Annotated in this window: 24 protein-coding genes and 1 pseudogene; 17 read left to right on the top strand and 8 right to left on the bottom strand. The window is 53.9% G+C overall.

The features are described from left to right. Positions 1-279: 279 nt before the first annotated feature. The 7 genes and pseudogenes from GXP58_09580 to hemW all read left to right on the top strand — a co-directional run bounded on the left by GXP58_09580 (position 280) and on the right by hemW (position 4,477). A complete protein-coding gene (locus tag GXP58_09580; GenBank protein ID NOY53855.1) occupies positions 280-504 on the top strand; it encodes a hypothetical protein in 225 nt (74 codons plus the stop codon). A gap of 92 nt (positions 505-596) precedes the next feature. Next, on the top strand, positions 597-1,031 hold the full coding sequence (locus tag GXP58_09585; GenBank protein NOY53856.1) for an ester cyclase: 435 nt from the start codon (positions 597-599) through the stop codon (positions 1,029-1,031). An 81-nt stretch (positions 1,032-1,112) separates the two neighbouring features. After that, positions 1,113-1,592 (top strand): hypothetical protein, encoded by a 480-nt coding sequence (locus GXP58_09590; protein ID NOY53857.1) that lies wholly within the window; start codon positions 1,113-1,115, stop codon positions 1,590-1,592. 285 nt (positions 1,593-1,877) lie between these two features. Then, positions 1,878-2,184: pseudogene (locus GXP58_09595) on the top strand (helix-turn-helix domain-containing protein). A 236-nt stretch (positions 2,185-2,420) separates the two neighbouring features. Further along, complete coding sequence (locus GXP58_09600) at positions 2,421-2,654, top strand: type II toxin-antitoxin system prevent-host-death family antitoxin (protein NOY53858.1); 234 nt, start codon at positions 2,421-2,423, stop codon at positions 2,652-2,654. After that, positions 2,654-3,034, top strand: coding sequence for a type II toxin-antitoxin system VapC family toxin (locus tag GXP58_09605; protein ID NOY53859.1), 381 nt, complete (start codon positions 2,654-2,656; stop codon positions 3,032-3,034). Before GXP58_09600 ends, GXP58_09605 begins: the two co-directional genes overlap by 1 nt. 222 nt (positions 3,035-3,256) lie before the next feature. Beyond that, positions 3,257-4,477: a radical SAM family heme chaperone HemW gene (gene hemW / locus GXP58_09610; protein ID NOY53860.1), complete on the top strand. Its 1,221-nt coding sequence runs from the start codon at positions 3,257-3,259 to the stop codon at positions 4,475-4,477. A 61-nt stretch (positions 4,478-4,538) separates the two neighbouring features. Here hemW and GXP58_09615 read toward each other — a convergent pair whose 3' ends face one another. The 6 genes from GXP58_09615 to GXP58_09640 form a co-directional block, all read right to left on the bottom strand. Further along, on the bottom strand, positions 4,539-5,525 hold the full coding sequence (locus tag GXP58_09615) for a tetratricopeptide repeat protein (GenBank protein NOY53861.1): 987 nt from the start codon (positions 5,523-5,525) through the stop codon (positions 4,539-4,541). After that, positions 5,522-6,547, bottom strand: a complete 1,026-nt coding sequence (locus tag GXP58_09620; GenBank protein ID NOY53862.1) for an MCE family protein — start codon at positions 6,545-6,547, stop codon at positions 5,522-5,524. Before GXP58_09620 ends, GXP58_09615 begins: the two co-directional genes overlap by 4 nt. 27 nt (positions 6,548-6,574) lie before the next feature. Continuing rightward, on the bottom strand, positions 6,575-7,330 hold the full coding sequence (locus GXP58_09625) for an ATP-binding cassette domain-containing protein (GenBank protein NOY53863.1): 756 nt from the start codon (positions 7,328-7,330) through the stop codon (positions 6,575-6,577). Then, positions 7,330-8,112 carry an ABC transporter permease gene (locus GXP58_09630; protein NOY53864.1) on the bottom strand — a complete coding sequence of 261 codons (783 nt, stop codon included), beginning with the start codon at positions 8,110-8,112 and terminating at the stop codon, positions 7,330-7,332. The genes GXP58_09625 and GXP58_09630 overlap by 1 nt, the downstream gene beginning before the upstream one ends. 61 nt (positions 8,113-8,173) lie before the next feature. Beyond that, a complete protein-coding gene (locus GXP58_09635) occupies positions 8,174-8,809 on the bottom strand; it encodes a hypothetical protein (GenBank protein ID NOY53865.1) in 636 nt (211 codons plus the stop codon). Positions 8,810-8,925: 116 nt separating this feature from the next. After that, positions 8,926-10,461 carry a YifB family Mg chelatase-like AAA ATPase gene (locus GXP58_09640; GenBank protein NOY53866.1) on the bottom strand — a complete coding sequence of 512 codons (1,536 nt, stop codon included), beginning with the start codon at positions 10,459-10,461 and terminating at the stop codon, positions 8,926-8,928. A 238-nt stretch (positions 10,462-10,699) separates the two neighbouring features. On the opposite strand from GXP58_09640, the gene GXP58_09645 reads away from it, so the two are divergent. The 5 genes from GXP58_09645 (at position 10,700) to GXP58_09665 (ending at position 14,717) form a co-directional block, all read left to right on the top strand. Next, the gene (locus GXP58_09645) at positions 10,700-11,560 is read left to right on the top strand and encodes a shikimate dehydrogenase (GenBank protein ID NOY53867.1); all 861 of its coding nucleotides are present in this window, start codon (positions 10,700-10,702) and stop codon (positions 11,558-11,560) included. A 26-nt stretch (positions 11,561-11,586) separates the two neighbouring features. Beyond that, positions 11,587-12,090, top strand: coding sequence for a shikimate kinase (locus GXP58_09650; protein NOY53868.1), 504 nt, complete (start codon positions 11,587-11,589; stop codon positions 12,088-12,090). Positions 12,091-12,348: 258 nt separating this feature from the next. Continuing rightward, positions 12,349-13,167, top strand: coding sequence for a DNA-binding protein (locus tag GXP58_09655; protein NOY53869.1), 819 nt, complete (start codon positions 12,349-12,351; stop codon positions 13,165-13,167). Next, complete coding sequence (locus GXP58_09660; protein ID NOY53870.1) at positions 13,154-13,636, top strand: peptidyl-prolyl cis-trans isomerase; 483 nt, start codon at positions 13,154-13,156, stop codon at positions 13,634-13,636. The genes GXP58_09655 and GXP58_09660 overlap by 14 nt, the downstream gene beginning before the upstream one ends. A 235-nt stretch (positions 13,637-13,871) precedes the next feature. Further along, complete coding sequence (locus GXP58_09665; GenBank protein ID NOY53871.1) at positions 13,872-14,717, top strand: mechanosensitive ion channel; 846 nt, start codon at positions 13,872-13,874, stop codon at positions 14,715-14,717. 33 nt (positions 14,718-14,750) lie between these two features. On the opposite strand, the gene GXP58_09670 is transcribed toward GXP58_09665, so the two are convergent. Next, positions 14,751-15,908 (bottom strand): citrate synthase, encoded by a 1,158-nt coding sequence (locus GXP58_09670; GenBank protein ID NOY53872.1) that lies wholly within the window; start codon positions 15,906-15,908, stop codon positions 14,751-14,753. A 75-nt stretch (positions 15,909-15,983) separates the two neighbouring features. Then, positions 15,984-18,527 (bottom strand): PAS domain S-box protein, encoded by a 2,544-nt coding sequence (locus GXP58_09675; GenBank protein NOY53873.1) that lies wholly within the window; start codon positions 18,525-18,527, stop codon positions 15,984-15,986. 438 nt (positions 18,528-18,965) lie between these two features. Between GXP58_09675 and GXP58_09680 the strand changes: the two genes are divergently transcribed. The 5 genes from GXP58_09680 to GXP58_09700 all read left to right on the top strand — a co-directional run. Next, the gene (locus tag GXP58_09680) at positions 18,966-19,592 is read left to right on the top strand and encodes an HDIG domain-containing protein (GenBank protein ID NOY53874.1); all 627 of its coding nucleotides are present in this window, start codon (positions 18,966-18,968) and stop codon (positions 19,590-19,592) included. Positions 19,593-20,328: 736 nt separating this feature from the next. Continuing rightward, positions 20,329-20,748, top strand: coding sequence for an adenylyl-sulfate reductase subunit beta (gene aprB / locus GXP58_09685; protein ID NOY53875.1), 420 nt, complete (start codon positions 20,329-20,331; stop codon positions 20,746-20,748). Positions 20,749-20,768: 20 nt separating this feature from the next. Next, positions 20,769-22,775 (top strand): adenylyl-sulfate reductase subunit alpha, encoded by a 2,007-nt coding sequence (locus tag GXP58_09690; GenBank protein ID NOY53876.1) that lies wholly within the window; start codon positions 20,769-20,771, stop codon positions 22,773-22,775. A gap of 368 nt (positions 22,776-23,143) precedes the next feature. Beyond that, the gene (locus tag GXP58_09695) at positions 23,144-24,400 is read left to right on the top strand and encodes a CoB--CoM heterodisulfide reductase iron-sulfur subunit A family protein (GenBank protein ID NOY53877.1); all 1,257 of its coding nucleotides are present in this window, start codon (positions 23,144-23,146) and stop codon (positions 24,398-24,400) included. Between the two features lie 4 nt (positions 24,401-24,404). Next, a partial coding sequence (locus GXP58_09700) for a CoB--CoM heterodisulfide reductase iron-sulfur subunit A family protein (protein ID NOY53878.1) occupies positions 24,405-25,380 on the top strand: 976 nt, incomplete at its 3' end.

Genomic DNA, 25,380 nt, shown 5'->3' on the forward strand with positions numbered 1-25,380 from the left:
TCATGATTCTCCTATCAAACCTTCATATTTACTGAGTTCTTCGGGGAGAAAATAGGAAAATAGGGACAGCGACCATTTTATATTCGAGAATTACAAGTGGTCAAGTGCGAAAAGTCATATCAAAAGTGAAACGGATCCTGTTTTGTGGGGAGATTGCAATCTGACAACCAGAATTCAGGATTGGCGTGGTTAGTTAATGGAAAGAGAGGATGACCGGTTGGTGAGTGCTATCAGAAGAAATTCCCTTACCGGACGTCTTTGCGGTGGGGATGCATTTATTTGAAAGATTGGAAAGATCGTTGGCCGAGATTTAATGGCACAGAAGAGAGGGCGGCCACGCAAAGGAATATAATGGTCGCTGTCCCTATTTTGCATCCTGACAAAAAATTGGCAAGCATGAAAGATGAGTCAGATGATGAGGTTGAGTTGATATTGCCTGATAAATTGTCGGAAATGGTAGTTGATTTGGGATTAACGAATTGGCTTATGAGAAAAATAAAATAAGCGAACAAGGCGCTCCAGCAGACCGCTATTCCGCTGGCGCTCCATAGCGGCAGCTGAGCTTGGTCGTTAGGTGCATCAGCAGGTGATTAGGAATGACAGAAAAGAATAAAGAAATTGTCAGACAATTCATTGAAACGGTTATCAATAATCGCGAAGAAAGCCAAGCTGATCAATTTATTTCTCCTGATTATATTGATCACAATAGTAAATCAGAAAAGCCGATTGGTATTGATGGCTTAATTCAGCATATCCATGCAGTTCGTTCCACCTACCCTGATTTAAAAATCATTGTTCACGACCAAGTTGCAGAAGATGATATGGTTGTTAGCCGAATCAGTATTACAGGCACACATGAAGGAAATTGGCTGAGAATGAAACCAACACATAAACAGGTTGCTATTGATGCAGTAAATATCAATCGCATCAAAAACGGTTTGATTGTTGAGCATTGGGGTGTGGCAAATACACTGGAAGCCCTATTGGATATTGGGGCAATAAAGTTGGAAGAAAATGAACAAAACACCTAACAAATTGTTAGAGAGGTACATCGGCTTCGCCGCTGCCCCTCAACAAAAGCGTTGGGCGTAATATAGGGAATATTCGGCCAGATGATAAAAAAAATACAGCGGCTTAAGAATATCGGGAAATATTATGATTTTGCGAGCAAAGGCCCCGGTCTGGACTGGCACAAAAACACTTTTCTCTTCGCACCGAACGCATACGGCAAGTCAACGTTAGTCGACGTGTGCAGGTCTCTTCGCGACAACGATCCGAAGCTTATCCGCGCACGAAAAACACTTGGCTCCGTTTCTTCGCCTGAAGCCGTTCTGATTGTTGACGGAGCCAATCACGTCTTCAGCGGAAACAAATGGGCCAAGCACTGTCCAGACATCCAAATCTTCGACGTTCCCTTTGTGCACGACAACATACTCACTGACGAGATTGAGCATGCGCACAAAAAGAACATGCACAAGATCATCATCGGTGCAGCCGGTGTGACATTGGCGGGTGAACTATCCACGCTCAGGAAGAAAATAGGGACAGCGACCATTTTTATTGACAGCTTTGGAAGTATGATACATCCTTAGACGGCGGGAAGCGCGGCGGCACTGACGCGGCAAGCTTAAGTGGCGCCGCTGCTGATGCAGGTCGTTATGCCCCGAACCAACCGCGTCCTTGGTCTCAGAGAGATTGGATTATTGCCTTGACAGCAAAAGAGGCAGTGGGTGAACGATAGTATGTTACAAGAAAAATTATAGGGCCATTTTTATTCATGGATTTGCAAAAAAGGAATTCTCGAAAATTTTGGTTGGCTTGTCGAGAGAAAAAATAGAAATAGCCTTAGATGCTGGAGATTTTATTGAGGTGAAGCCATGAGAAAATCTATTGCAAAATCAATCACAAACACTGTTAAGGATCTAAATAAAAGTGGTTTGGTTGATGACATAACAATGAGAAACATTGAAAAACTCTGTCTCCCTGATGGTTAAGAAATACACACCTGAAAAAATCGTTTCAATCAGAAAGAGATTCAGGCTCAGCCAGGCAGCATTAGCTAGCATTTTTAACGTCAGCCCTTCAACAGTTCAAAAATGGGAGCAGGGCAATAAAAAGCCTACAGGCGCATCTCAGAAGTTGTTAGATATTATTGAGAGAAAGGGCATCGAAGCTCTTGTGTAATAAAAAAACAAAAAATGGCATAACAAGGCGCTTCACTTGACCCGCAAATCATCGGCGAATTTTGTTGTATATTCAGGTTGCTAACCGTAAATAAAGTTAATCGGTAAATTCACGGCGGACAAGTGACCCTTGTCGTTCGCTGTCCAAAAAAAAAATTTATCAACATCTCAATTTGACAACCTAAGCACTAAAGTTTATACTTCTAAATATAAACTTTAACAAATTGGGAGTCAGTCATGAAAGCAACAGCCAAAGATTTAAGATTTCACTCCAAAGAATTAATAGAGACTGTAAAAAGAGGAGAGGAAGTTGTAATTACTTTTCGAGGGAAACCTTGTGCCAAGCTGGTCCCTTTTGAGGAAAAGAAAAATGAGATTTCACGGCATAAATTGTTTGGGATGTGGAAAGACCATGACCAGTCTCAAAACGTCGATGAGTATGTCAGGAATTTAAGAAAAGGAAGATTCTAATGCTAATAATCGACACTGACGTACTCATTTGGTATTTACGGGGAAATGACAAAGCATATAAAACGATCGAGAATATAGAAAATTTCTCAATTTCTGTAATCACCTACATGGAACTTGTTCAGGGAATGAGAAACAAAAAAGAACTGAACGGTCTGCGGCAGGCACTTCATGTATGGAACACCAGGATTTTATACATTTCAGAAGAAATATCGGCCAAAGCTATGTTTGCAGTTGAACAACATTTCTTGAGTCACTCAATGCAACTGGCCGATGCTCTTATTGGTGCTACAGCAATAAGTTATGGACTTCCCTTGCTCACAGGAAATGACAAGCATTATAAAATTATGAAAGAGATTCAGCTTAAAAGATTTAGGCCATAATTATCTGGGAATAGAGAGAAAGCAGCGGACAATGCAATCAACCTGACCCGCAAAATGTCTGCGGATTTTGGGGTAAATTCAGGCTGGTAGCAGTTCAATAAAGTTAATCGGTAACTGGTCGGCGGGCAGGTTATCGGCGACGTTCGCTTTCATGCCTGACATTGTAACGAACTTACAATTTGGATTGTGAAAGTAGGCCATCGAAAAGATATATATAGATTGATGAAGCGAACCATCGCCCGGAGCGGACCGGCAATAGCGCAGTCCGCCCAGGCAAATCGCTCCTCTTGCAAAACCCGGTGGAGACAAATGTTCGGGCTCTATCTTCACATCCCTTTCTGCCTGAAGAAATGCGCCTATTGCGACTTCAATTCACGGGCTCCGCGGCCGGGGGAAGTGGACAGCTATCTTTCGGCCCTGCAAAAAGAGATCGCGACGGTTCCGGCATTGGCCGGGCGTTCCCTTTCCAGTCTCTACATCGGTGGAGGGACACCGACGATCCTGACGGTGGAGCAGTTCCGCCGTCTCTTTGCCGCCCTCCACTCGGTCTTCCACTGGAACGACGGGATGGAGATCACCGTGGAGGCCAATCCGGGGACGGTGGATCTCTCCTTCCTGCGACAACTCAGATCTCTCGGCGTGAACCGGCTTTCACTTGGTATCCAGTCCTTCAGGGATTCCCTGCTCCGCCGGATGGGGCGGATCCATTCCGGGGCTGACGGGCGGGCGGCGATCGAGGCGGCTCGTAAGGCGGGGTTTGAGAATTTAGGCGCCGACCTGATCTACGCACTTCCGGGACAGGCCCCGGCGGACTGGGAAGAGGATCTGGCGGAACTGCTCGGATACCGTCCGGAACATCTCTCACTCTACGCCCTGTCCGTCGAGCCGGGAACTCCTTTTGCCCGTGCGGAAAAAGAGGGAAAGCTGCTCCTTCCTGCGGAGGAGGAAGAGGTCGAGATGTTCCGGCGGGCCGTTGAGATCACGGGGGAAAGGGGATACGAGCATTACGAGATATCCAATTTCGCACTCCCCGGTTGCTTTTCCCGTCACAACAGCCGGTACTGGACGATGGAGGAGTACTACGGCGCCGGCGCCGGCGCCCATTCCTTCCTTTGGCGGGAAGACCCGGTCCGTTTCCATAACGAACCCGATCCTGCAGCCTATGTAGGCAGGATCGGGCGGGGAGAGTCACCGGTGGCGGGCCGGGAAGTCCTGGAAAAAAAGACGTTGCTTTCGGAGGCGATGATGCTCGGACTCCGGCGGACCGCGGGCGTTGATATGGAGAAGTTCCACGGGAAGTATGGTGTTGAACCTGCGGAATATTTTGCGGAGGACCTTGTGCGCGCCTTCCGGGAAGAGTGGATCGAAGAGATTGGGGGGGTACTACGGCTTACGCCGAAGGGGGCGCTCTTTTCCAACGAGGTTTTTGTTTGCCTGTTTTAATGGAGCGTTACGTATGCTTTACACTCATCGAAGGGGGGGAGAACTTCGATGATTCCGTGGATCAAGGAAAAACCTTTTGCACTTCCTCCTCCATCCGGTGGTAGTCGTCTATCATGTTTTTGCGGTGGAGGGAGGGGAGGATCTTCTCCGCTTTTTTCAATGTGTTCGAGGCATTTTCTCCTTCTCCCTGTTTCCGGTAGAGATCCGTCAGGAGGAGCAGGTCCTCCATTGCCCCTGCCGAATCCCCATCGGCCCGGTGGGAGAGGAAGGCCCGTTTCAGGTAGGCCTCCGCCTGCGCAGGATTGCCTTGCCGGTTGGACAACCTTCCTAATCGTTGCAGGTCGAGGGCGATTCCGGGAGGATCTTCCAGCCGGCGGTGTTTCTTCAGGGCTGAAGTCAGCAGCGCCGAGGCCGTGTCCGGATTACCCTGGTGGAGGGCCAGCAGGCCCAGGTCACTCTCCCGCATCGCCGTCCCCTTCTCGTCGTTCCGGGACCGGGCCAGATCGAGCGCCTGCTTGAGATCGACTTCGGCCTTTTCCCATTGTTGCAGAGCAAGCTCTAATTGTCCCCTTCGTCCCAGAGCGGCCTGCAGGCGTCTTTCGTCTCCGAGGGAGCGGGCCGCCGACTCGGCCCTGTCATAGGAGGAGAGGGCGGCCTTGTCCTTGTCCTCCATCTCTCTTGCGGCGCCGATATGAATATCGAAATCGATTTGTGCCGCAGTGTCCCCGACCTCTTCGGCGATCGACAACCCTTCCTGCAGGAAGGGCAGCGCCTCTGAGGGATTGCCCCGCCGCAGTCGGAGCGCCGCGAGATTGTTCAGGTTATCCAATATCCCCCTGCGTGCATCGATCCGGCGGTTCAATTGCAGGGCGTGCAGAAAATCAGCCTCCGCCGCCTCAAGATCACCTTGTGCATATTCTTTGATCCCCCGCCGGTTAAGATCGCCGGCCCGATCCCCCAGGGATCTTGTCACGGGCCGGGGCGCGGCACAGGAGAAGAGGCCGATCACCAGAAGGACCCACAGGATCCGGAAAGGTCTCGCGATCATGGTCGGCTCTCCTCATAGGAAATCGGTCGGTTGCCGAGGAGGATCCGTTCCTCCGTGCCGGTCCTCCGGGGGAGGTTCCTCCGGATGAGCCAACTTCGTTTGGCCGCCTCGACCACATCCTCCGCTCCCTGGGCGGCATTCCGGAAAGATCCGGCAATGGCCGGCAGCTCCCGGGAAGCGGCATGAAGATTCCGTACCGTTTCATCGGCCTCGGCGGCGATTCGGGGGAGATGTTTCGTTCCAGCCCGTACATCGCCGGTTACGGCGCTGAGGTTTTCCATGGTTTTTCGTGTCGATGTAAAAATTGCCGGAAGTTGCCCGGAGGCACGGTCGATTTTGAGGGCGGTCTTTTTCACTTCATCGGCGGCGGTCCGGGCGGAATTGCTCAGACGGATCAGTTTGTCATAAAGGGCGGGATCGTTGACGGCCTTCCCGAAGGAGCCCCTTCCTTCGTCGATCTTCTTAACGATATTGCCGGCGTGTTCCATGGTTTCGCTCAGGTGAAGGTCCTGCATGGCGAACTCTCCGCTGATGCTGGAGATGTAGCTCAGGATCTTGTCCAGTTTTTCCGCCATGGGAATGACCTGGTCGATGAATTGTGCGACATCGAAGGGGTTCTTTGCCTGGATTTCCATCCCGTCTCTGAGTATTCCCTTGATCTTTGACCCGATCGTGATCTCCACACTCTTGTCTCCGAGGATGCCTACGGAACTGATGGTGGCGACGGAATCGCTCCGGATCTGGTAGCGATAGCGCTTCCGCAGGGAAAGGGTGGCTACGATTTTGCCGCCCGGAGTAAATTTCAGACTCTCCACATTCCCGACCTCCAGACCGGCCAGCCGGACGGGAGCGCCGATCTTCAGCCCTCCGATTTCGGAGAATTCAGCTCGCAGGCGGTACCGCGGCTCAAAAAGTTTTTGCTTGCCTGCGATGGAGAAGACCAGGACGGAAACGGCGGCGATCCCGAGGAGGACGAAGATCCCCACCATCGTCTCGGTTTTATGTGATTCCGGTGTTGCCATAGTCACCTCTCTTTTTGTCCGATGTTCTCATCCATAAAGAAATTCCCGGACCCTGGGGTCCGTACTCTCTTGAACCTCTTCCAGCGGGACGGTCAGGAGGATTTTCCCTTCGTGAAGCATGGCCACCCGGTCCGCTGCCTTGAAGGTGAGACGAATATCATGGGTCACCACGAGGGAGGTGATCCCGAGACGGAGTTGCAGCTCCCGGATCAGGTCGGCAATGGTGTCGGAGGTGACGGGGTCGAGCCCCGTTGTCGGTTCATCATAGAGAATGATCTTCGGTTCCATGGCGATGGTTCGTGCCAGGGCCACCCGTTTCTGCATCCCTCCGGAGAGTTCCGAAGGCATCTTTTCCTGGATCTCTCCCAATCCCACCATCGAAAGGAGGCGGCTGACCTTTGTGTCGATTTCGGACCTGGAAAGATCGGTGTGCACATCGAGGGGGAAGGCGATGTTGTCCCGGACGTTCATCGAATCGAAGAGGGCGGAACCCTGAAAGAGAAAGCCGACGTTGCACCAGAGTTCTTTCCATTCCGCTTCCTTCCGGAAATCCGTTACCACATGGTCGAGGATACGAATCCGTCCCGCATCGGGGGTAATCAGGCCGATGAGGGTCCCCAGGAAAACCGATTTGCCCGAGCCGCTTCCTCCTAAAAGGACAATCGATTCTCCTTCAAAAAGGTCCATGTCGATGCCTCTTAAGACCGGCTGGTCTTCGAAGGTTTTGGTGACTCCTTTCGCCGAGAGGATCGGATCTTTTCCGTTTTTGGAATGTTCCATCATTATCCCCCCAGAAGGAGCAGGAAAGTCTGGCTCAGAAAAACGTCGGAGATAAAGATCATCAGGGAAGTGACGACCACCGTCCGGGTCGTGGCGGCGCCGACGCCGGTCGTCCCTCCCTTTGCATTAAATCCCTCGTAGGTGCTGACGACACCGATCACGAGTCCGAAGAATCCCGCCTTCATCAGGCCGGGGATCAGGTCAATCATTTCAATGAATTCAAAAGTGATATCAAGGTAGAGCCCGGCGCTGATCCCCCCCCGGGTGACTCCCATCAGGAGACCCCCTGCGATGCCTAAGAGATCGGCAAAAGCGGTCAGCAGCGGTACGGCGATCAGGCAGGCGAGGATCCGGGTCAGGACGAGATATTTCATCGGGTTGACGGCCAGGACCTTCAGGGCATCGATCTGCCGGGTGACCCGCATGGATCCGATCTCGGCGCTGATCCCCGATCCGGCCCGTCCGGCGACCATGAGGGCGGTCAGGACCGGCCCCAATTCCTTGACCACGGAAAGCCCCACGGCTGCCGCCACATAATGAACGGCTCCGAATTCTTTCAGGAGGTGGATGGAATGCATGGAGAGGACAATTCCGATTGCGAAGGAGGAGATGATGACCAGCGGGATGGTCTTGATCCCGATCTCCATGACCTGGTGAACGATCAGACGGAAGAAGAAGGGGCGCTGAAAGAGATGGCGGAAAGAAGAGAAGGCGAAGAGAGTCAGCTCACCCATGTATTGAGCGAAGGCAATGATCCGGCTTCCCGTTCCCGAAACGACACGCATGGTCCGTACTCTTACGACAGGATATGGAGGGGAGCGGAATGGAGCCGGGAGCCATCCGGATTCAGTTCCGCGTATAGACCGATTTGTCGCCGACATCAAGATCCGCCGCCATTATTTCTTTCCGCGCGGCAAAAATACAAAGAAAAAATGCGTCCAGACAGAGCAGAATAAATGCCGGAAAGGGATGGAGCCACCGGAAGAGATGTCCCAGGACCAGCACCGGCGTCACGGCGGCAAAAAGGATTGCCTCGATCATTCCGAAACAGAAGGCCTCCTTGACCGTGATTCCGCACAGCGCCGCCAGGACAAAGCCGAACCCGAGCGTCCCGTAGGGGGTCAGGTAGAGAATCTCCAGGAACTGCCGGGGGGTGACAAAAGAGATGGCGGCAAAAACCGTGACCGACACAAGACCGATTCCGAAAAGGAGTTTCAGCAGGGTATGGAACTGTCGGATGTAAAGATGAATCATTATCACGGAGGTTCCCGTCCCGGCGATGAGCAGAAGAACCGCTGTGACGAGGATGGCCTGATGGTCTGCGAGCCATGCCGTGGCGGAGGCGGCCTCCCACCCACGGGTCAACCCGATCAATGCCGCCGTCAGGACAAAGGCCAGGGCGGAGACGACGATCCCGCCGCGGTAGATCCGGACGCCGCGCAGGTCGAGCGGAGTAATCTCAAGGGTTTCAGGACCTTCCATCGTATTTTTCCCTTTCCCGCCGGGGACGAATGTGAAGCCGGAGGGCTAACCTTCTGATATTTTCATGCCTGATCCGTAATGATATCATATCTCAAGAGGGGGGTGGGTGTAAAGCGTTACAGCTCCATTCGGACACGGTCCAGGCTCCGGTACTGGAGCGCTTCAGCCAGATGGTCGGAGCGGATCCTCTCCGATCCCTCAAGATCTGCGATCGTCCGGGCGACCTTAAGGATCCGGTGATAGGCCCGGGCGGAAAAGCCGAGGTCGGCCATGGCCTCCTGGAGCATCCGTTCCGAGGTTGGATCGATCGTACAATATTCTTCGATCATCCGGGGGGTCATGTGGGCCGTACAGGGAATGCCGTCGGCTTGATACCGCTCCGCCTGGATCTTTCGGGCATTATTGATCCGCTGCCGGATCTGCAGGGAGTGTTCCCCCTGCCGGGCGGAGGAGAGTTGATGATAGGGGACGGCCGGAACTTCCACCTGAATGTCGATCCGGTCGATCAGGGGGCCTGAGATCCGGTTCCGGTACCGTTCGATCTGATGCGGGGAACACCGGCAGGTATGATAGGGATCTCCGAAGTAACCGCAGGGGCAGGGGTTCATGGAGGCGACCAGCATGAATCGGGCGGGATAGGTCAGCGAGCCGGCGGCCCGGGAGATGGTAACGCAGCCGTCCTCCAGGGGTTGACGGAGCGCCTCCAGGACATTCCGTCGAAATTCGGGGAATTCGTCCAGGAAGAGGATACCGTGATGGGCGATGCTCACTTCCCCCGGCTTCGGAAAAGTGCCGCCGCCGATCATTCCGGCATCGGAAATAGTGTGATGAGGGGCTTGAAATGGCCGAGAGGAAACAATCTGTTCCTCCGGGTTCAGCAGTCCCGCAACACTGTAGATTTTTGTGCAGTCGAGCGATTCCGCAAGGGTCAGCTCCGGCAGGATGGAGGGGAGGCGTTTGGAGAGCATCGTCTTGCCCGACCCGGGGGGGCCGATGAGGAGGATGTTATGCCCACCCGCACAGGCGACTTCGAGGGCGCGCTTGGCATGCTCCTGTCCCCGTACATCGCAAAAGTCGAGGTCTGTTGCCGACTGTTCCCGCAGCAGGGTGTAGAGGTCCGTCCGTTCCGGAGCAATATCGATTTCGTGATTGAGAAAGGACAGGGTCTCTGCCAGGGAACGGACCGGGTGGATATTGATTCCCCCGACGATGGCCGCCTCGGGCGCATTCTCCTTCGGAACGCACATGGCCCGGCATCCTTCCGTCTTGGCGCGGATTGCCATGGGAAGAGCTCCCCGTATCGGCTTGATACTTCCGTTCAGGGAGAGTTCCCCCACGAACAGGTAGCCGGCGAGGGCGTCCTGTGGGATGATTCCCTGCCGGGTGAGTATCCCCAAGGCAATCGGGAGGTCGAATGCGGCGCCTTCTTTTTTCAGGTCGGCCGGGGCGAGGTTGACGGTGATCCGGTGCGTGGGAAATTTCTGCCCGGAGTTTTTGATGGCCGATCGCACCCGTTCTTTGCTCTCCTTGACTGCGATGTCGGCCATCCCGACGACCGAAAAGGCAGGGAGTCCCCGGGCCACATCGACTTCGACTTCCACGGGGACGGCATCAATGCCGATGACGCTACTGCTGAGAACTTTGGCAATCATGTGTGCAACAACCTTTGGGGAAGGGACGCAGACATTCCTTCCGGGTGATTGTGCATTACCGAGATATGGACTTCAAGCAGGGAAAAGCAAAGCGGGTAATTATGGACACTTGAAGAGGTTCTTGTAACGGAGGATACCCTAACACAATCATTTTGCGGAGGGCAACCTTTTTCCGGTTTTCGGTTTGACATCGCTTCCGGATTTTCATACACTCCCTGTTTATAAGGAGGAATGCCCGATGGAGATTCAGGGAAGCACCAGGATCGTAGGACTTTTCGGTTTTCCCGTCCGTCATACCTTTTCCCCGCCCATGCACAATGCCGCCTTTGCCGAAAGGGGGCTGGACTATGTCTATCTCCCCTTTGAGGTTCATCCTGAAAATCTGCCGGCGGCGGTGAAGGCCTTGGTCCCCCTCGGCATAGCAGGCGTCAATGTGACGATCCCCCACAAGGAAACGGTGATTCCCCTGCTCGACGAGATTTCCGGGACTGCGGAACGGATTGGCTCGGTCAACACGATCCGGGTGCGGGAGGGAAAACTCAAGGGATTCAATACCGACGCCTACGGTTTTGAAACGGCCCTTTTCAAGGACGGCGGCGTTTCTCTTTCCGGCAAAAAGATCTTCGTCATGGGGGCCGGCGGCGCCGCCCGTGCGGTTTGTTTCCAGTCGGCCCTTTCCGGCGCCGAAGAACTGGTGATTGCGGATGTTCTGGCCGAGCGGGCCGAAGCTCTCGCCTCCGCCGTGGCGGAGGCGGTTCCTGTTTGTCGTATTTCCACCTGTTCCGTGGAGATGGAGACCATCGAGAAGGCCGTGGCCGGCAAGGACCTGTTTGTGAATGCCACTCCCGTCGGGATGAAGGAAACGGATCCTCCCCTGATCCGGGTGGAATGGCTGGAACCTTCAACGACGGTTTTTGATGTGATTTATAATCCCCTGGAGACGCGGCTTCTCCGTGAGGCAAAGGACCGGGGGTTGACCGTTGTGAACGGAATCGGGATGCTGGTCCATCAGGGTGCGCTGGCCTTTGAGATCTTTACCGGCCGGAAGCCTCCGGTGGAGACGATGTTGCAGGTACTGAAGGAAAGGTTTGAGTCGTGAGGTGCAATGTCGTTCTCGTCGGTTTCATGGCGACCGGGAAAAGTACCGTCGGCCCGGCACTTGCTTCCCGGCTCTCTTTCCAGGTGATCGACACCGACGACCTGATCGAAGAGAAGGCGGGCAAGTCGATCTCCGAGATCTTCGCCCGGGACGGGGAGAAGGTTTTCCGGGAGCTTGAATCGGAGATCGCTCTCGAAGTCTCCCGCCGGAGGGGGCATGTAATTATTACGGGCGGCGGGATTGTCCTCCGGGAGAGGAATCTGGCTGCCCTGAAAAAAGCCGGTCCCGTCTTCTGCCTTTCGGCCTCACCGGAGGAAATTCTGAGACGGACGGAGGGAACGAGCCACCGTCCTCTGTTGAAGACCGACAATCCCCTGGCACGGATCAAGGACCTTCTGAAGGTTCGGGAACCCTTTTATTCCCGGGCCGATTATACCATTGAGACGACGGGCATGTCGGTCCGGGAAGTCGTCGATTGCATTCTCGGCATTCTCCATACGAACCATCCCGCCCTTTTCGGTCCTTCATGAGATCCGGATCAGGGTGCCGGGGTTGTAGGGGGTCGTGGGCCTTTGCCGCACCGTCGCCGACCGTAAGGTTTCGTACTTGTCGGGATCGCATTGGAAACTTTGAAGGCTTCGCAGGAAGGAAGTAACCGGAGAAACAACGTTTTTATAATTTTATGGCGCGGATGCTTGTATTCTTTTATCAAAATATGCTATAGTGTACATTCATTTTCTGCAACATCTTGAATATATTCTAAACTTTCCATGGAGGAATCCCTCGTGATGAATACAATTGCAAGAGTATTCTCGGCAATTCTTGTGACATCTTTTCTGCTTTTGGGGTGTAAACCCCAGCAACCGCAAAACAAATCCGAGGAAACGCCGACCGCACAAACCCCCGTTGCGGAGAAGACCGCTGCGCCCCGGCTTCCTGCACCGCAGCCGGTTGCGGTGGGCAAAACCGGGAAAGTTGTGGAAACGATGAATGCCGGCGGCTATACCTACATCCGGGTTGATACCGGGACGGAAAAGATTTGGGCTGCGGCTCCCGAGTTCAAGATCCAGGTCGGTCAGACGGTAACCGTTCCTCCCGGGGCGCCCATGGCGAACTACCACAGCAAGACCCTGAACCGGGATTTTGGCCTGATCTACTTTGTCCCCGCCATCAACGTTGGTGGAACGGTCTCCTCCGGTACGATGCAGCGGCCGATTCCGCCGGGACATCCGGCGCTGAATAGCCGACCCGCAAAATCCGGGATCGACCTCTCCGGGATTCAACGTGCGAAAGGGGGAGAAACCGTCGAAGAGGTTTTTGCCAGGAAAGCTGAGCTGAAAGGCAAGGAGATCCTGGTCCGGGGGAAGGTTGTAAAATATAATCCCCAGATCATGGGATTCAACTGGGTTCATATTGAGGACGGGACCGGCAAAGAGGGGGTGAACGATCTGACCGTGACAACCCGTGATACGGTCCAGGCCGGAGATACGGTCTTGGTCAAGGGGAAATTGACCCTGAATAAAGATTTCGGCGGGGGTTATATTTATGATGTTATTGTCGAAAACGGGAAGGTGACCGTGGAGGAAAAGAATCATGGTGGTTCTTGATACCTCTCTCGGCCGGATTACGGTTGAACTCTTCACCGACAAGGCACCGGTGACGGTAAAAAATTTTCTCGACTATGTTGATGAGGGTCACTTCGATGGGACTATTTTTCACCGGGTGATCTCCGGATTCGTTCTTCAGGGGGGTGGCCTGACGGAGGCAATGGAGGAAAAACCGACCCGTCCTCCCATCAAAAACGAGGCCGACAATGGTCTCTGCAATGAGCGAGGGACCTTCTCGATGGCGCGCACAAATGAGATCGATAGCGCCACCTCACAATTTTTTATCAATCTTGCTGACAATGCCTTTCTCGATCATAGCGACGACAACTTTGGTTATGCCGTTTTCGCCAAGGTAACGGACGGGATGGATGTGGTCGACAAGATTGCAGCCGTTCCAACGGGAAATCATGGTTTTCATCAGGATGTGCCGGTTGATGCCGTAGTGATTCAGTCTATCCGGCGGGCCTGAGCGGCGTTGACCAATCCGGTGACCTGACTTGGCAGCGCACAGGCGGATATTGAAGTCTTGTTCTATTGTATGAACAGAGTCCCTGCATCTTTTCACATGGCTTGACACTTCTCTTCTTTTCGTTACACTCCAATCGTACGTCCATATCATTCGTGAATTGATCCGGCTCGGAGATGCATGGTCCCCTGCGTCGCGGGCTGAACCATCCCGGGGATGCAGGAAGGAGGAATTGCCCGTGGAGAATATTGTTGGGAAACTTTCGGAATGGTTTGCCTTTTATGGTCTGAAGGTTGTTGCGGCAGTTCTGATTCTGATGGTGGGCCGCTGGGCTGCGGGTACCGTCAAAAAAGTCGTAAATAAGATCATGACGAAACGGAACCTGGATCCGATAATCAAGTCCTTTGTGGGGCATCTTGTGTACATTGCCCTGATAGCCTTCGTAATTCTGGCGGCCCTGGGGCAGCTCGGGATCCAGACGACCTCCTTCATTGCCGTGATCGGTGCCGCCGGTCTGGCCATCGGCCTGGCCCTGCAGGGGTCTCTGGCCAACTTTGCGGCGGGGTTTCTGATGATTCTCTTCCGCCCCTTCAAGGCAGGGGATTTTATCGAGGGCGCCGGTGTGGCAGGAACCGTGGAGGAAATCCAGGTCTTCAATACCCTGCTGAAGACGCCCGACAATAAAAGAATCATCGTCCCCAATGCCAAGTTAACCGGCGACAATATCATCAACTATTCCAGCAAAGAGACCCGGCGGGTCGATTTTGTCTTCGGTGTCGGGTATGACGATGATCTTCAGAACGTCAAAAGGGTTCTGTCGGAGCTGGTGGGGGCCGATCAACGGATCCTTACGGATCCGGCACCGACGATCGGTGTGATGGAGTTGGCCGACAGCAGTGTCAATCTGGCCGTCCGGGTCTGGGTCAACGCTTCGGATTACTGGAATGTCTTTTTCGATATGATGGAGAAGGTGAAAATCCGTTTTGATTCGGAAGGGATCAGTATCCCCTATCCGCAGCAGGATGTGCATATTCACAATGGTGCCGCAGGGGTGGGTACGGAGGCTTACACGAAGGCAATCTGACCTGCGGCGGCAGCCGGGGAGTGCATCCGGGGATCATCCTCTCTTCTCGATGGGAAGATAAGGCAGGTCCTTCGGCCCGTCATAGACGGCCCGGGGACGGAAAAGCCGGTTGTCTTCCAGGTATTCGAGAATCCGTGCGACCCATCCGGCAATGCGGCTGACCGCGAAGATCGGGGTGAAAAGGCTGCCTTCGATGCCGAGGCTGTGATAGACCAGGCCGGAATAAAAGTCGACGTTGGGAAAGATCCCTTTTTCCCCGTAGGCCTTGGTGACCCGCTGCTCCAGGGTCCGGGCGATTTCAAAGAGAGGCTTGTTTCCGGTCAGCGCCGTCAGCTCCTTCGCATAGCGTTGCAGGATTCTTGCCCGGGGATCATAGGTCTTGTAGACCCGGTGCCCGAAGCCCATGATTTTTGTCTTTTTCGCCAGGGCCTTCTCCACAAATGTTTCCGCTTCGGCCGGTGATGCAATTCCCGTCAGCATCCGGATAACCCGCTCGTTGGCCCCGCCGTGAAGCGGCCCCTTCAGGGTGGAAATCCCGGCCGAAACGGCGGAGTGGAGGTCGCTCAGTGTGGAAGCCACCACCATGGCGGCGAAGGTTGAGGCGTTCATCCCGTGATCGGCATGGAGGATGAGGCAAAGATCCATCACCCGCTCCTCCAGCGGTTCCGCCCGGTTGCCCCGGAGCATGTAGAGAAAATTGGCTCCGTGCGGAAGGGACGGATCGGGAGCCACCGGTTCTTTCCCCTCCCGATGTCGTGCAATGGCTGCCGTCAGGGTGGCCATCTGGGCGATCAGCCGGATACCTGCCTCTTTCTTCTCCGGCAGCTCGTCGGCAATTCTGCAGGTCTCATCGATGCATTCCAAAAGCGAGATTCCCGAGCGGAGCAGCGACATGGGATGGCAGGGACAGGGAAGGTGAGTAATGCGCGACAGAACCTCGTCGGGGATTCCGCGCAAAGCGGTCAGATGGTCCGCAAACTTTCCAAGCTCTGACCGGGTAGGCAGGTTTCCGTTCAGGAGTAGGCAAACCGTTTCTTCGTAGGTGGAGTATGCGGCCAAATCCTCTATTGCGTAACCCCGGTAGGAGAGCTTTCCCGCGACGCCGTCGACATAACCGATCCGGGTCGTATTGGAAATGACTCCTTCTAACCCTTTTGAAAAATCCGTGGGCCTCTTACGTTCTTCTTCCATAACTTCCTCCCGGCGGGAGAAAGTATAGCAGATCGTTCTATGTTTGTCATTCCGCCCGGAGTTGATGTCAAAATTTCAAAATGTTTTTTCTGTTGCTTTGTTGTGGTCGAGGATCTTTCGCAGTTTTGTCGCTAATGTTGTGGGGGTGATCGGTTTCTGGAGAAAAGCGGCTCCCTGGTCAAAGAGCCCATGCTGTGCGATGTGGTTGTCGGTATATCCCGATATGAAAATGACCGGCAGCCCGGGGCGTTGGTCGGCCAGGGCTTCACTGAGGAGGACCCCGTTGATTCCGGGCATAACGACATCGGTGAGAAGAAGGTCAATCGTTCCGGGATGGGCCCGGCTCACGTCGAGGGCCTCCATTCCGGAGGTGGCGGAGAGAACGGTATAGCCGAGGTTATCCAGTGTGTCGACAATCAGTTGCAGAATGGTCGGTTCGTCTTCGACGACGAGGACGGTTTCTTTGCCGCCCTGCAGGGGGATGCTGTCTCCTTCTTTTACTTCCGGAAGGGGCGAGGCGTCGGCCGGGAGATAAATCCTGAAGGTCGTTCCCTTTCCCGATTCGCTGTAGACCCGGATGAAGCCTTCGTGCTGTTTGACTATTCCGTAGACCGTGGCCAGCCCGAGGCCGGTTCCCCGGCCGATCTCCTTGGTGGTGAAGAAGGGCTCGAAGATTTTTTCCCGGACTTCCGGGGGCATTCCTTCCCCCGTATCGGTGACGGCCAGCATCACATAGTGCCCCGGAATGATTCCTTCGTGTTTTCGAAGATATTCTTCTTCCAGAATGATGTCTGAGGTCCTAATGGAGAGTCGGCCTCCCCGGGGCATGGCATCCCGTGCATTGACGACCAGGTTCATCAGAATCTGTTCAATCTGGCCGGCGTCGGCCAGGACGTTTTTCACAGGTCTTGTTGTGTGGAGAGTGAGCGTGATGTCTTCGCTAATCAGGCGGTGGAACATCTTTCCCATCTCGTTGACGATGGTGTTCAGGTTGACCGGTTTGATCTCCAGGACCTGTTTTCGGCTGAAGGCGAGGAGTTGCCGGGTCAACCGGGCAGCCTTGTTGCCGGCCTCTTCAATGATCTTCAGGTGTTCCCGCACCGGGTCTCCGCTGGGGAGGGCATCCAGTGCCAGTTCCGCATAGCCGAGGATGGCGGAGAGCATGTTGTTGAAATCGTGGGCCACCCCGCCGGCAAGGCGGCCGATGGACTCCATCTTCTGTGACTGCTGGAGCTGCCCCTGGAGGTGTTTCCGTTCCTCTTCTGCGGTTTTTTGTGCCGTGACGTCCCGGACAACATGGACCAGGCCGATGACCCGGTTGGTTGCATCCAGGCGGGGCAGTGCCTTGATTTCGAGATATTTCTGCAAATGGGGTTCATAGAGTTCCGAGACGGAGGCGGTGCCGCTTTCCAACGTCCGGCAACTGGGGCATCTTTCCGGTGGTGTGCGGGTTCCGTGATAAGATTCGGAACATTTCCTCTCCAGGATCTCTATGCAGGAAAGCCCCAGCATTTCTTCCGCAGCACGGTTGGTCTGAATGATGTTGAAGTCCTTGTCATGAACGGTGATCGCCTCATTGATGATGTTGAAGGTTTCTTCCCATTCCCGGTTGTGCTTGAGGATCGTCTCCTGCATCTCCCGGACTTCGGTGATGTCGCGGATCACATGGACGGAGCCGATGATCTCTTCCTGTTCATCCAGAACCGGGTCAACGGCGATATGGATCCACATCGACTGTTCCTGCAAAAACAGCTCCTGTTCTTCATGCCGTCTGGAGCGGAACATCCGTTTCATGGGACAACTTTTTATCGAGTCCTCTTTGTGGCAGAAAAGACGGTAACATTTCTCTCCTATGATTTCGGTGTAAGTTTTTCCGAGGAACCTTGTGGCTGCCCGGTTGGCTTTGACGATACGGTGTTCCCGGTCGAGCATCAGGATGATGTCCCGGGTGGTGTCGAAGGTGGTCCGCCATTCCTCCGAGGCCCGGATCAGCGCCTTCTCATGTTCTTTGCGTTCCGTAATGTTCCGGATAAAGCCTGCGGCATGCCAGGAATTGCCGACCTGCATGGCGGAAGTGGAAACCTCGATCGGGAAGATGGTTCCGTCTTTCCGTATGGCCGTGAACTCCCCGGTCTTTCCGACGACCGGCCCCCGGCCGCTTTTCCGGAAATGCCGGAATCCTTCTCGGTAATTTCCGTGAAAGGTTTCCGGAGCCAGAAAGGTATGAAGCTCCCGTCCCAGTGCCTCCTGGCTGGAATAGCCGAACATCCGTTCTGCTGCGGGGTTCCAGTAGGAAATCAGCCCCCGGTCATTCATGAGAATGATGGCGTCGGTTGCCGTATTACTGATGGCCATAAATTTCCGGTCGCTTGCCTTCAGCTGTTCTGCGACTTTGCGGCGTTTTTCCCGAACCTCGAAAAGGAGGGAGGTGAAAAGGAGCGTGACGGAAATAATGAGGAGCCGTTCCCAGAGTTCTCGAGGATTGCTGTTCAACAACTGGGCGCCAAAACTCCCTCCCGTAGAGAAAAGGGTCTCCATCGCCGATTCCAGGCCCCAGATTATGGCCCCGATCCCGAATCCGGCGAGAAGGATCCAACGGAACCTGTTCTTTGCCGTCACAATCAAAACCTCAATGCATATTCGGTTAAACCGACTGAAAATGTAACAGAAGAGAAAACATGCTGTTACCCAGATCGGATTACTTCCAGCGGGACTTTAATGTTTTTCGATAAAAATTGACAACCCGGAGTGCTTTGTAATAGTTTTGGACCACTTAAATTAAGGTGGCTTCGTAAAAAGTCCGCCCGTCCCTTCGACTGGCTCAGGACAGGCGTGCTCAGGGCGAATGTCGTAAGTGATTAATATTCCGTTCGTGTGGTTCGGCCGGCTTCCGAGCATGGTGAGCTTGCCGAACCACATGCCCGGAAGCTTGTCGGACCATGAATAGGACCCGGAGAATGATTTTTTACGAGGCCAGCAATTAAAAATGGACTCGCAGAAATTCCTCTGGAAGTTCAAGGTATGCAGGCACAAGGAGCAAAGAAAATGGACGAGCAGATGAACCAAGCCTGGCAACTTCTTGCAGAGACGGCCGGGAAGAACAAGCCGGAATGGAAGAAATCGATTCTTGATCATGCACGGATCGTGCATGATCTTTCCCTGCGGCTGGCCGATCTTTTCAGCGAGGACCGGCAAGTCGACGTGGAAACGGTACAATTGGGGGCGGTTTTGCACGATGTGGGACGGAGCCGTGCGGATCGGGTCGTGGAACACGGGATTAAAAGCGGCGAGATGCTCCGGGAGGAAGGGTTCCCCGAAGGAGCGGCCCGGATTGCTGAAACCCATGTCGGTGTTGGGATAACGCCGGAACAGGCAGCTTCCCTGGGGCTTCCCGAAGGGAATTATATCCCGGAAACCCTGGAGGAGAGGATCGTCTGTTATGCCGACAACCTGCTCAACTATCTTGTCGATGAGGGGCGTCATGAACTGGTGGACCGCCGGGCCGTGGTCAAACGTTTTTCGTTGGAATTAGGGGAAGAATATGGAAAACGGGCGGAGGATTTTATGACCGGTCTTGAAATGGAATTGGGGCCGGAACGTTTTGTTCGGTTTCGGCGCTATGTGGAGGAGGTGAATGAACGGCTGCAAACGGGTGAACGGGGTGAAGAGTCAGATCAGGATTAAGAGGAATGGTGATAGGGTGACCCTGATAAAAGGCGGCATCGATCTTGATCTTAGTGTCCTGTTCCTAAATACGGAGGCATTTGGGTGCCGCAGAACGGCCTCCTCTATGTTGTGCTCCCTACCGTACCTTACGCATGCCTTGATGAGACCGTCCTGCAACCCTCTCGGTGCGTCACAGTATTTATGAACAGGACCACTTAACCTTTCAGGTGTTTGCTTGTGCGCCGGCTGCCGGTTGGATCCGACAGTAGAACAGCGTTTTATGGTTCCTTCGGGAATGCGGATATAATAATATATCCTAATACCTTTATTAGAATAACAAATGTTTTGGTGATTCGATTTTTCTTGATTCCTGCTTGTGATCGGACTAAAATACGCCACTTACTGATCAGCAAATCCGCTACGGGTAAGCGGGAACCTCCTGATTGACGACATCTTGTCAAGTAGGTATCAGAACTATTAACTTTGCGACCACATCTTATGTAAATATAATCATATTCTAATTTGTTGTTCTGGTTCGGATCTGAATTTATGTTCTATTGTTTTTCTTCCAACAAGTTTTCCACGCAACATTCCTTATCGGGAATTGTATATATACACCCTGTCGTTTTTGTTGACTTGAATATTCATGAATGATGAAGGGAGGTGAATAGGGGGTTGTAAGGTGGGTCTGTCTGCGCGGGGTACCCTGCATGGAGGCCCGCAGGATTTCATTCTTTTATTGGAGGATTGAAAGATGCCAAGTTTTGTAATCGCTGAAAAATGCGACGGCTGTAAAGGACAGGACAAAACCGCCTGCCAGTACATCTGTCCGAACGACCTGATGGTCCTCGACAGAGAAAAGATGAAGGCATTCAACCAGGAAGCGGAGCAGTGCTGGGAGTGTTACAACTGCGTCAAGATCTGTCCTCAGCAGGCGATCGAAGTACGCGGTTATGCCGACTATGTTCCCTTGGGGGGCAATGTAATCCCCATGCGGTCAACCGACTCCATCATGTGGACGGTCAAATTCCGGAACGGGACGTTGAAGCGATTCAAGTTTCCCATTCGGACCACGGCCGAGGGGTCCATTGATCCTTACGGCGGAATGCCGGAAGCGGATTTTTCCAAGCTCAAGGATCCGGGGTTTTTCAATTACGATGCACGTAAGGAATAGGACATAGGAGGAGCGTAAACATGGAAAAAGAGACCAACACTTTTGCACATAGCGAGAAGCCGGAAGTCGTTGAGGTGGAGACCGATCTTCTCTTCATCGGCGGCGGGATGGCGGCCTGCGGTGCGGCTTATGAGGCCAGCCGTTGGGCGACTCCGAAAGGGCTGAAGATCACCATGATCGACAAGGCGGCCGCGGAGCGCAGCGGTTCCGTGGCCATGGGGCTTTCCGCCATCAATACTTACATGGGTGAGAACAAGGTGGCTGATTATGTCCGGTACGTCCGGGCCGACCTGATGGGGATCATCCGGGAAGACCTCGTTTTCGATCTTGGTCGTCACGTCGACGATTCCGTCATGCTCTTCGAGGAGTGGGGACTTCCGATCTGGAAGAAGGGAGATGACGGTTTCTCTCTCGATGGACACCAGTCCAAGGCCGCCGGCAAGGCCTCCCTGCGGGACGGCGGAACGCCGGTCCGTTCCGGAAAGTGGCAGATCATGATCAACGGTGAGTCCTACAAGCCGATCGTTGCCGAAGCCGCCAAGAAGGCCCTGGAGATTAACCGTGAAGCCACCGGGGTAGAGCAGAACCTTTACGAGCGTGTGTTCATTACCCGGATGCTTCTGGATGCCGACAAGCCGAACACCATTGCCGGTGCCGTCGGTTTCAGCGTCCGTGAAAACAAGGCCTACGTCTTCAAGGCGAAAGCCATTCTCTGCGTCCCCGGCGGCGCCGTGAACGTCTACCGTCCGCGGTCCATCGGTGAAGGCATGGGTCGGACCTGGTTCTCCGTCTGGAATGCCGGTTCGGGTTATGCCATGGGTGCCCAGGTCGGTGCGGAGATGACCCTGATGGAAAACCGTTTCGTCCCGGCCCGTTTCAAAGACGGGTATGGTCCGGTCGGCGCCTGGTTCCTTTTCTTCAAGGCCAAGGCGACCAATTCCCTCGGTGAAGATTACTGCGCCAACGAAGAAAACATTGCCGCTGCGAGAAAGAAATACGGCAAGTACGTCGACGTAATGGGAACCACCATCCGGAACCACCTGATGATGGAAGACATGAAGCAGGGCAAGGGTCCCATGATTATGCGGACCCATGAGGCCATGGCCGCGATGGCTCAAGGCTTCAATGACAAGCTTGGCGAGAAGGAAGGGAAGAAGAGGATGAAGCACCTCGAGGCCGAGGCGTGGGAAGACTTCCTCGATATGACCATTGGTCAGGTCGGGATGTGGGCTGCCTGCAACATCGAGCCGGACAAGGTCCCGTCCGAGATCATCCCCTCCGAGCCTTATCTCCTTGGTTCCCATGCCGGATGTGCCGGTTTCTGGACCAGTGGTCCCGGAGACATTGAAGGCGCTCCTGCCGAGTGGTCTTGGGGATACAACCGGATGAGTACGGTGAACGGCCTCTTTATGGCCGGTGACACCTGCGGTGCTTCCGGGCACAAGTTTTCCTCCGGTTCCCATGCGGAAGGCCGGATGGCCGGGAAGGCCATGGTTTCCTATATTCTCGATAATGCCGATTTCCAGCCCTCCTTCAAGGAGAACGTGGATGATCTCATTGCAGAGATCTATCTGCCGCGGGAAATTTTCGAGAAGTACCAGGCCTATTCCACGAGTGCCGATGTCAATCCGAATTTCATCAAGCCTGAAATGTACCAGAAGCGCCTGATGAAGATCATGGATGAGTATGTGGCCGGCGTCGGGACCATGTTTACCACCAGTGCGACCCTTATTAATGAAGGTCTGAAGAAGCTTGACATGCTCCGGGAAGATGCGAGCCATCTGGCTGCCTCCGATCTTCATGAGCTCCTTCGCTGCTGGGAAAACTACCATCGGTTGCTGACGGCCGAGGCCCATGCACGGCACATCCTCTTCCGTGAGGAAACGCGGTATCCGGGTTATTACTACCGGGCCGATCATGACTACATTGATGATGAAAACTGGAAGTGTTTCACCAACTCCCGTCGGGATCCCGAGACGGGGGAATGGGAACACAAGAAGGTTCCCTACGTTCAGCTTTACGAGTAGTTCCCAATTCTCCGGGCGCAGAAACTGCGCCCGGAGAGTTATGAAAATCATTCATTCTTTGTTTTGTAACACATTCATGATGAAGTCGTAAAAAGTCCGTTCGACCCTTCGACCCTTCGACCAGCTCAGGACAGGCGTGCTCAGGGCGAACGGTGTAAGTCATTGATGTGTGGTTCGGCAAGCTCACCATGCTCGGAAGCCTGTCGAACCATGAACGGAATCCGAAAAACGACTTTTTACGAGACCATCATTCATCGAAGGGATGGTTTTCATAGCTTGTTCGATGTTCCCGGTTTCTTTCGATGTTTGGACCCGCATGCTGAGTCCGTAGCGGGAGGAACCTGTGATGTGAATACGGAGGCGATGATATGTCAGATCAAGGAAAAACCATTCTGATTGTGGGAGGCGGGATCAGCGGGATGACCACGGCGATTGAGGCGGCGGAGGCCGGCTACAAGGCTGTGATTGTCGAGCGGAACAGCTATCTGGGTGGCCGTGTTGCCCAGATGAACAAGTATTTTCCGAAGCTCTGCCCCCCTTATTGCGGCATGGAAATCAATTTTCGCAGGATCCGTTCCAATCCCAATGTCCGAAGCTATACCCAGGCTCAATTAGAGAGTCTGAAGAAGGAGAACGGAACCTACAAGGCAACGGTCAAAGTGAAGCCCCGTTTCGTCAATTCCAAGTGTACGGCTTGCGGTGAATGCGAAAAGGCCTGTCCCGTGGATCGTCCAAACGATTTCAATTACGGCATGGATACGACCAAGGCCGCCTATCTACCCCACGAGATGGCTTTTCCGGCGCGTTATGTTATCGACGGCACTGTTTGTCAGGGAACCGGTTGCGGAAAATGTGTTGAAGTCTGCAAATACAATGCCATTGAACTGGAGATGCAGCCGGAGACCGTGGAGATTGAGGCCGATGCCGTGGTCATGGCGACCGGATGGAATCCGTATGACCCGAACAAGATTGATAATCTTTCCTTCGGGTCGTCTCCGAACATTCTCACGAATGTCATGATGGAACGTCTGGCGGCGGTGAACGGCCCGACGGGTGGCAAGATCCAGCGTCCTTCCGACGGGAAAGAACCGGCATCGGTTGCTTTCGTGCAGTGTGCAGGGTCGAGGGATGAAAATCACATGCAACACTGTTCCGCCGTCTGCTGTCTGGCAACATTCAAACATATTTCCTATCTTCATGAACAGAACCCGGAGATCCAGGCCTACATGTTCTATATTGATCTTCGGGCACAGGGAAAATATGAGGCCTTTGTGCAGACAGTTTCCGCACAGGAAAATACGACCTTGATCAAAGGAAAAGTCGCAGAGATCACCGAAGACGGGTCATCGGGAGGCCTCATCGTCACGGCGGAGAATGCCGTCACGGGTGAGAAAATCCATCAGAAGGTGGATATGGTTGTCCTGGCCACGGGGATGGATCCAAGCAGTAATGAAATACGCCCTCCCGTCTCCATGGAGTATGAGATGAGCGGGTTCATGGTTCCCTCATCCGATCCGGGGGTTGTTGCCGCCGGTGTTGCAAAGAAACCGACCGATGTGGCTTCCTGTACCCAGGATGCTACCGCCGCCGCGCTGAGAGCGATTCAAAGCATTGTAAGGAGGTAACTCGATGGAGAAAAAATTAGGGGTTTACATCTGCACCGGTTGTTCAATCGGCGACTCCCTTGATTCGGAGGCGTTGAACAAGGTGGCGACCAATGAATATAAGGCGTCGATCTGCAAAAATCATGCGGCCTTGTGCAGTGACGAGGGGGTACAGCAGATCAAGGATGATATCGCCGACGAAGGAGTCAATACCCTCGTGATTGGTGCCTGTTCCCCCCGGGTGATGTACGATATCTTTGATTTCGGTTCCGAGCGGATCACGGAGCGGGTGAACCTGAGGGAGCATGTGGTCTGGTGCCAGCCTCCCAACGATGAAGATACGCAGATGCTCGCCGAGGATTATCTCCGGATGGGGATCGTGAAGGCTCAGAAACGGGAACTGCCGGAACCGCACATTGAAGAGATCGGTCGGACAATCCTCGTTGTCGGCGGAGGAATCACCGGGATGAAGGCGGCCCTGGATGCCTCCCGGGCCGATCATAAGGTGGTCCTTGTGGAAAAGGAGGCGCAACTCGGCGGCTTCGGGCGGAAGATGTACAAGCAGTATCCCAAATCGGCCTCCTTCGATACTCTCCAGGATCCGGAATATGCCGGACTCATCCGGCAGGTTGAGGCCGATGAGAATATTGAAGTCATTCTTCCGGCGACCATGGAAAACATTACCGGTCAGCCGGGTCTCTATACGGCCGTGATCGTGAAAGAGGATGGCTCGACGGAAGAACGGAAGATCGGCACGATTATCCAGGCCGCCGGTTGGCAGCCCTACGAGGCGGAGAAATTAGGGCATCTTGGTTATGGCAGCAGCCCGAATATTATTACCAACGTACAGATGGAGGAGATGGCCTCCTCAAATAACGGATCGATCAAGCGTCCTTCCGATGGAAAGACGGCAAAGAATGTTGTTTTTATCCAGTGTGCCGGTTCCCGGGATCCGGAGCATCTTCCTTATTGTTCCACGGTCTGCTGCATGGTCTCCCTGA

This window comes from Deltaproteobacteria bacterium (assembly GCA_013151235.1).
Classification (GTDB): Bacteria; CG2-30-53-67; CG2-30-53-67; order CG2-30-53-67; family CG2-30-53-67; genus JAADIO01.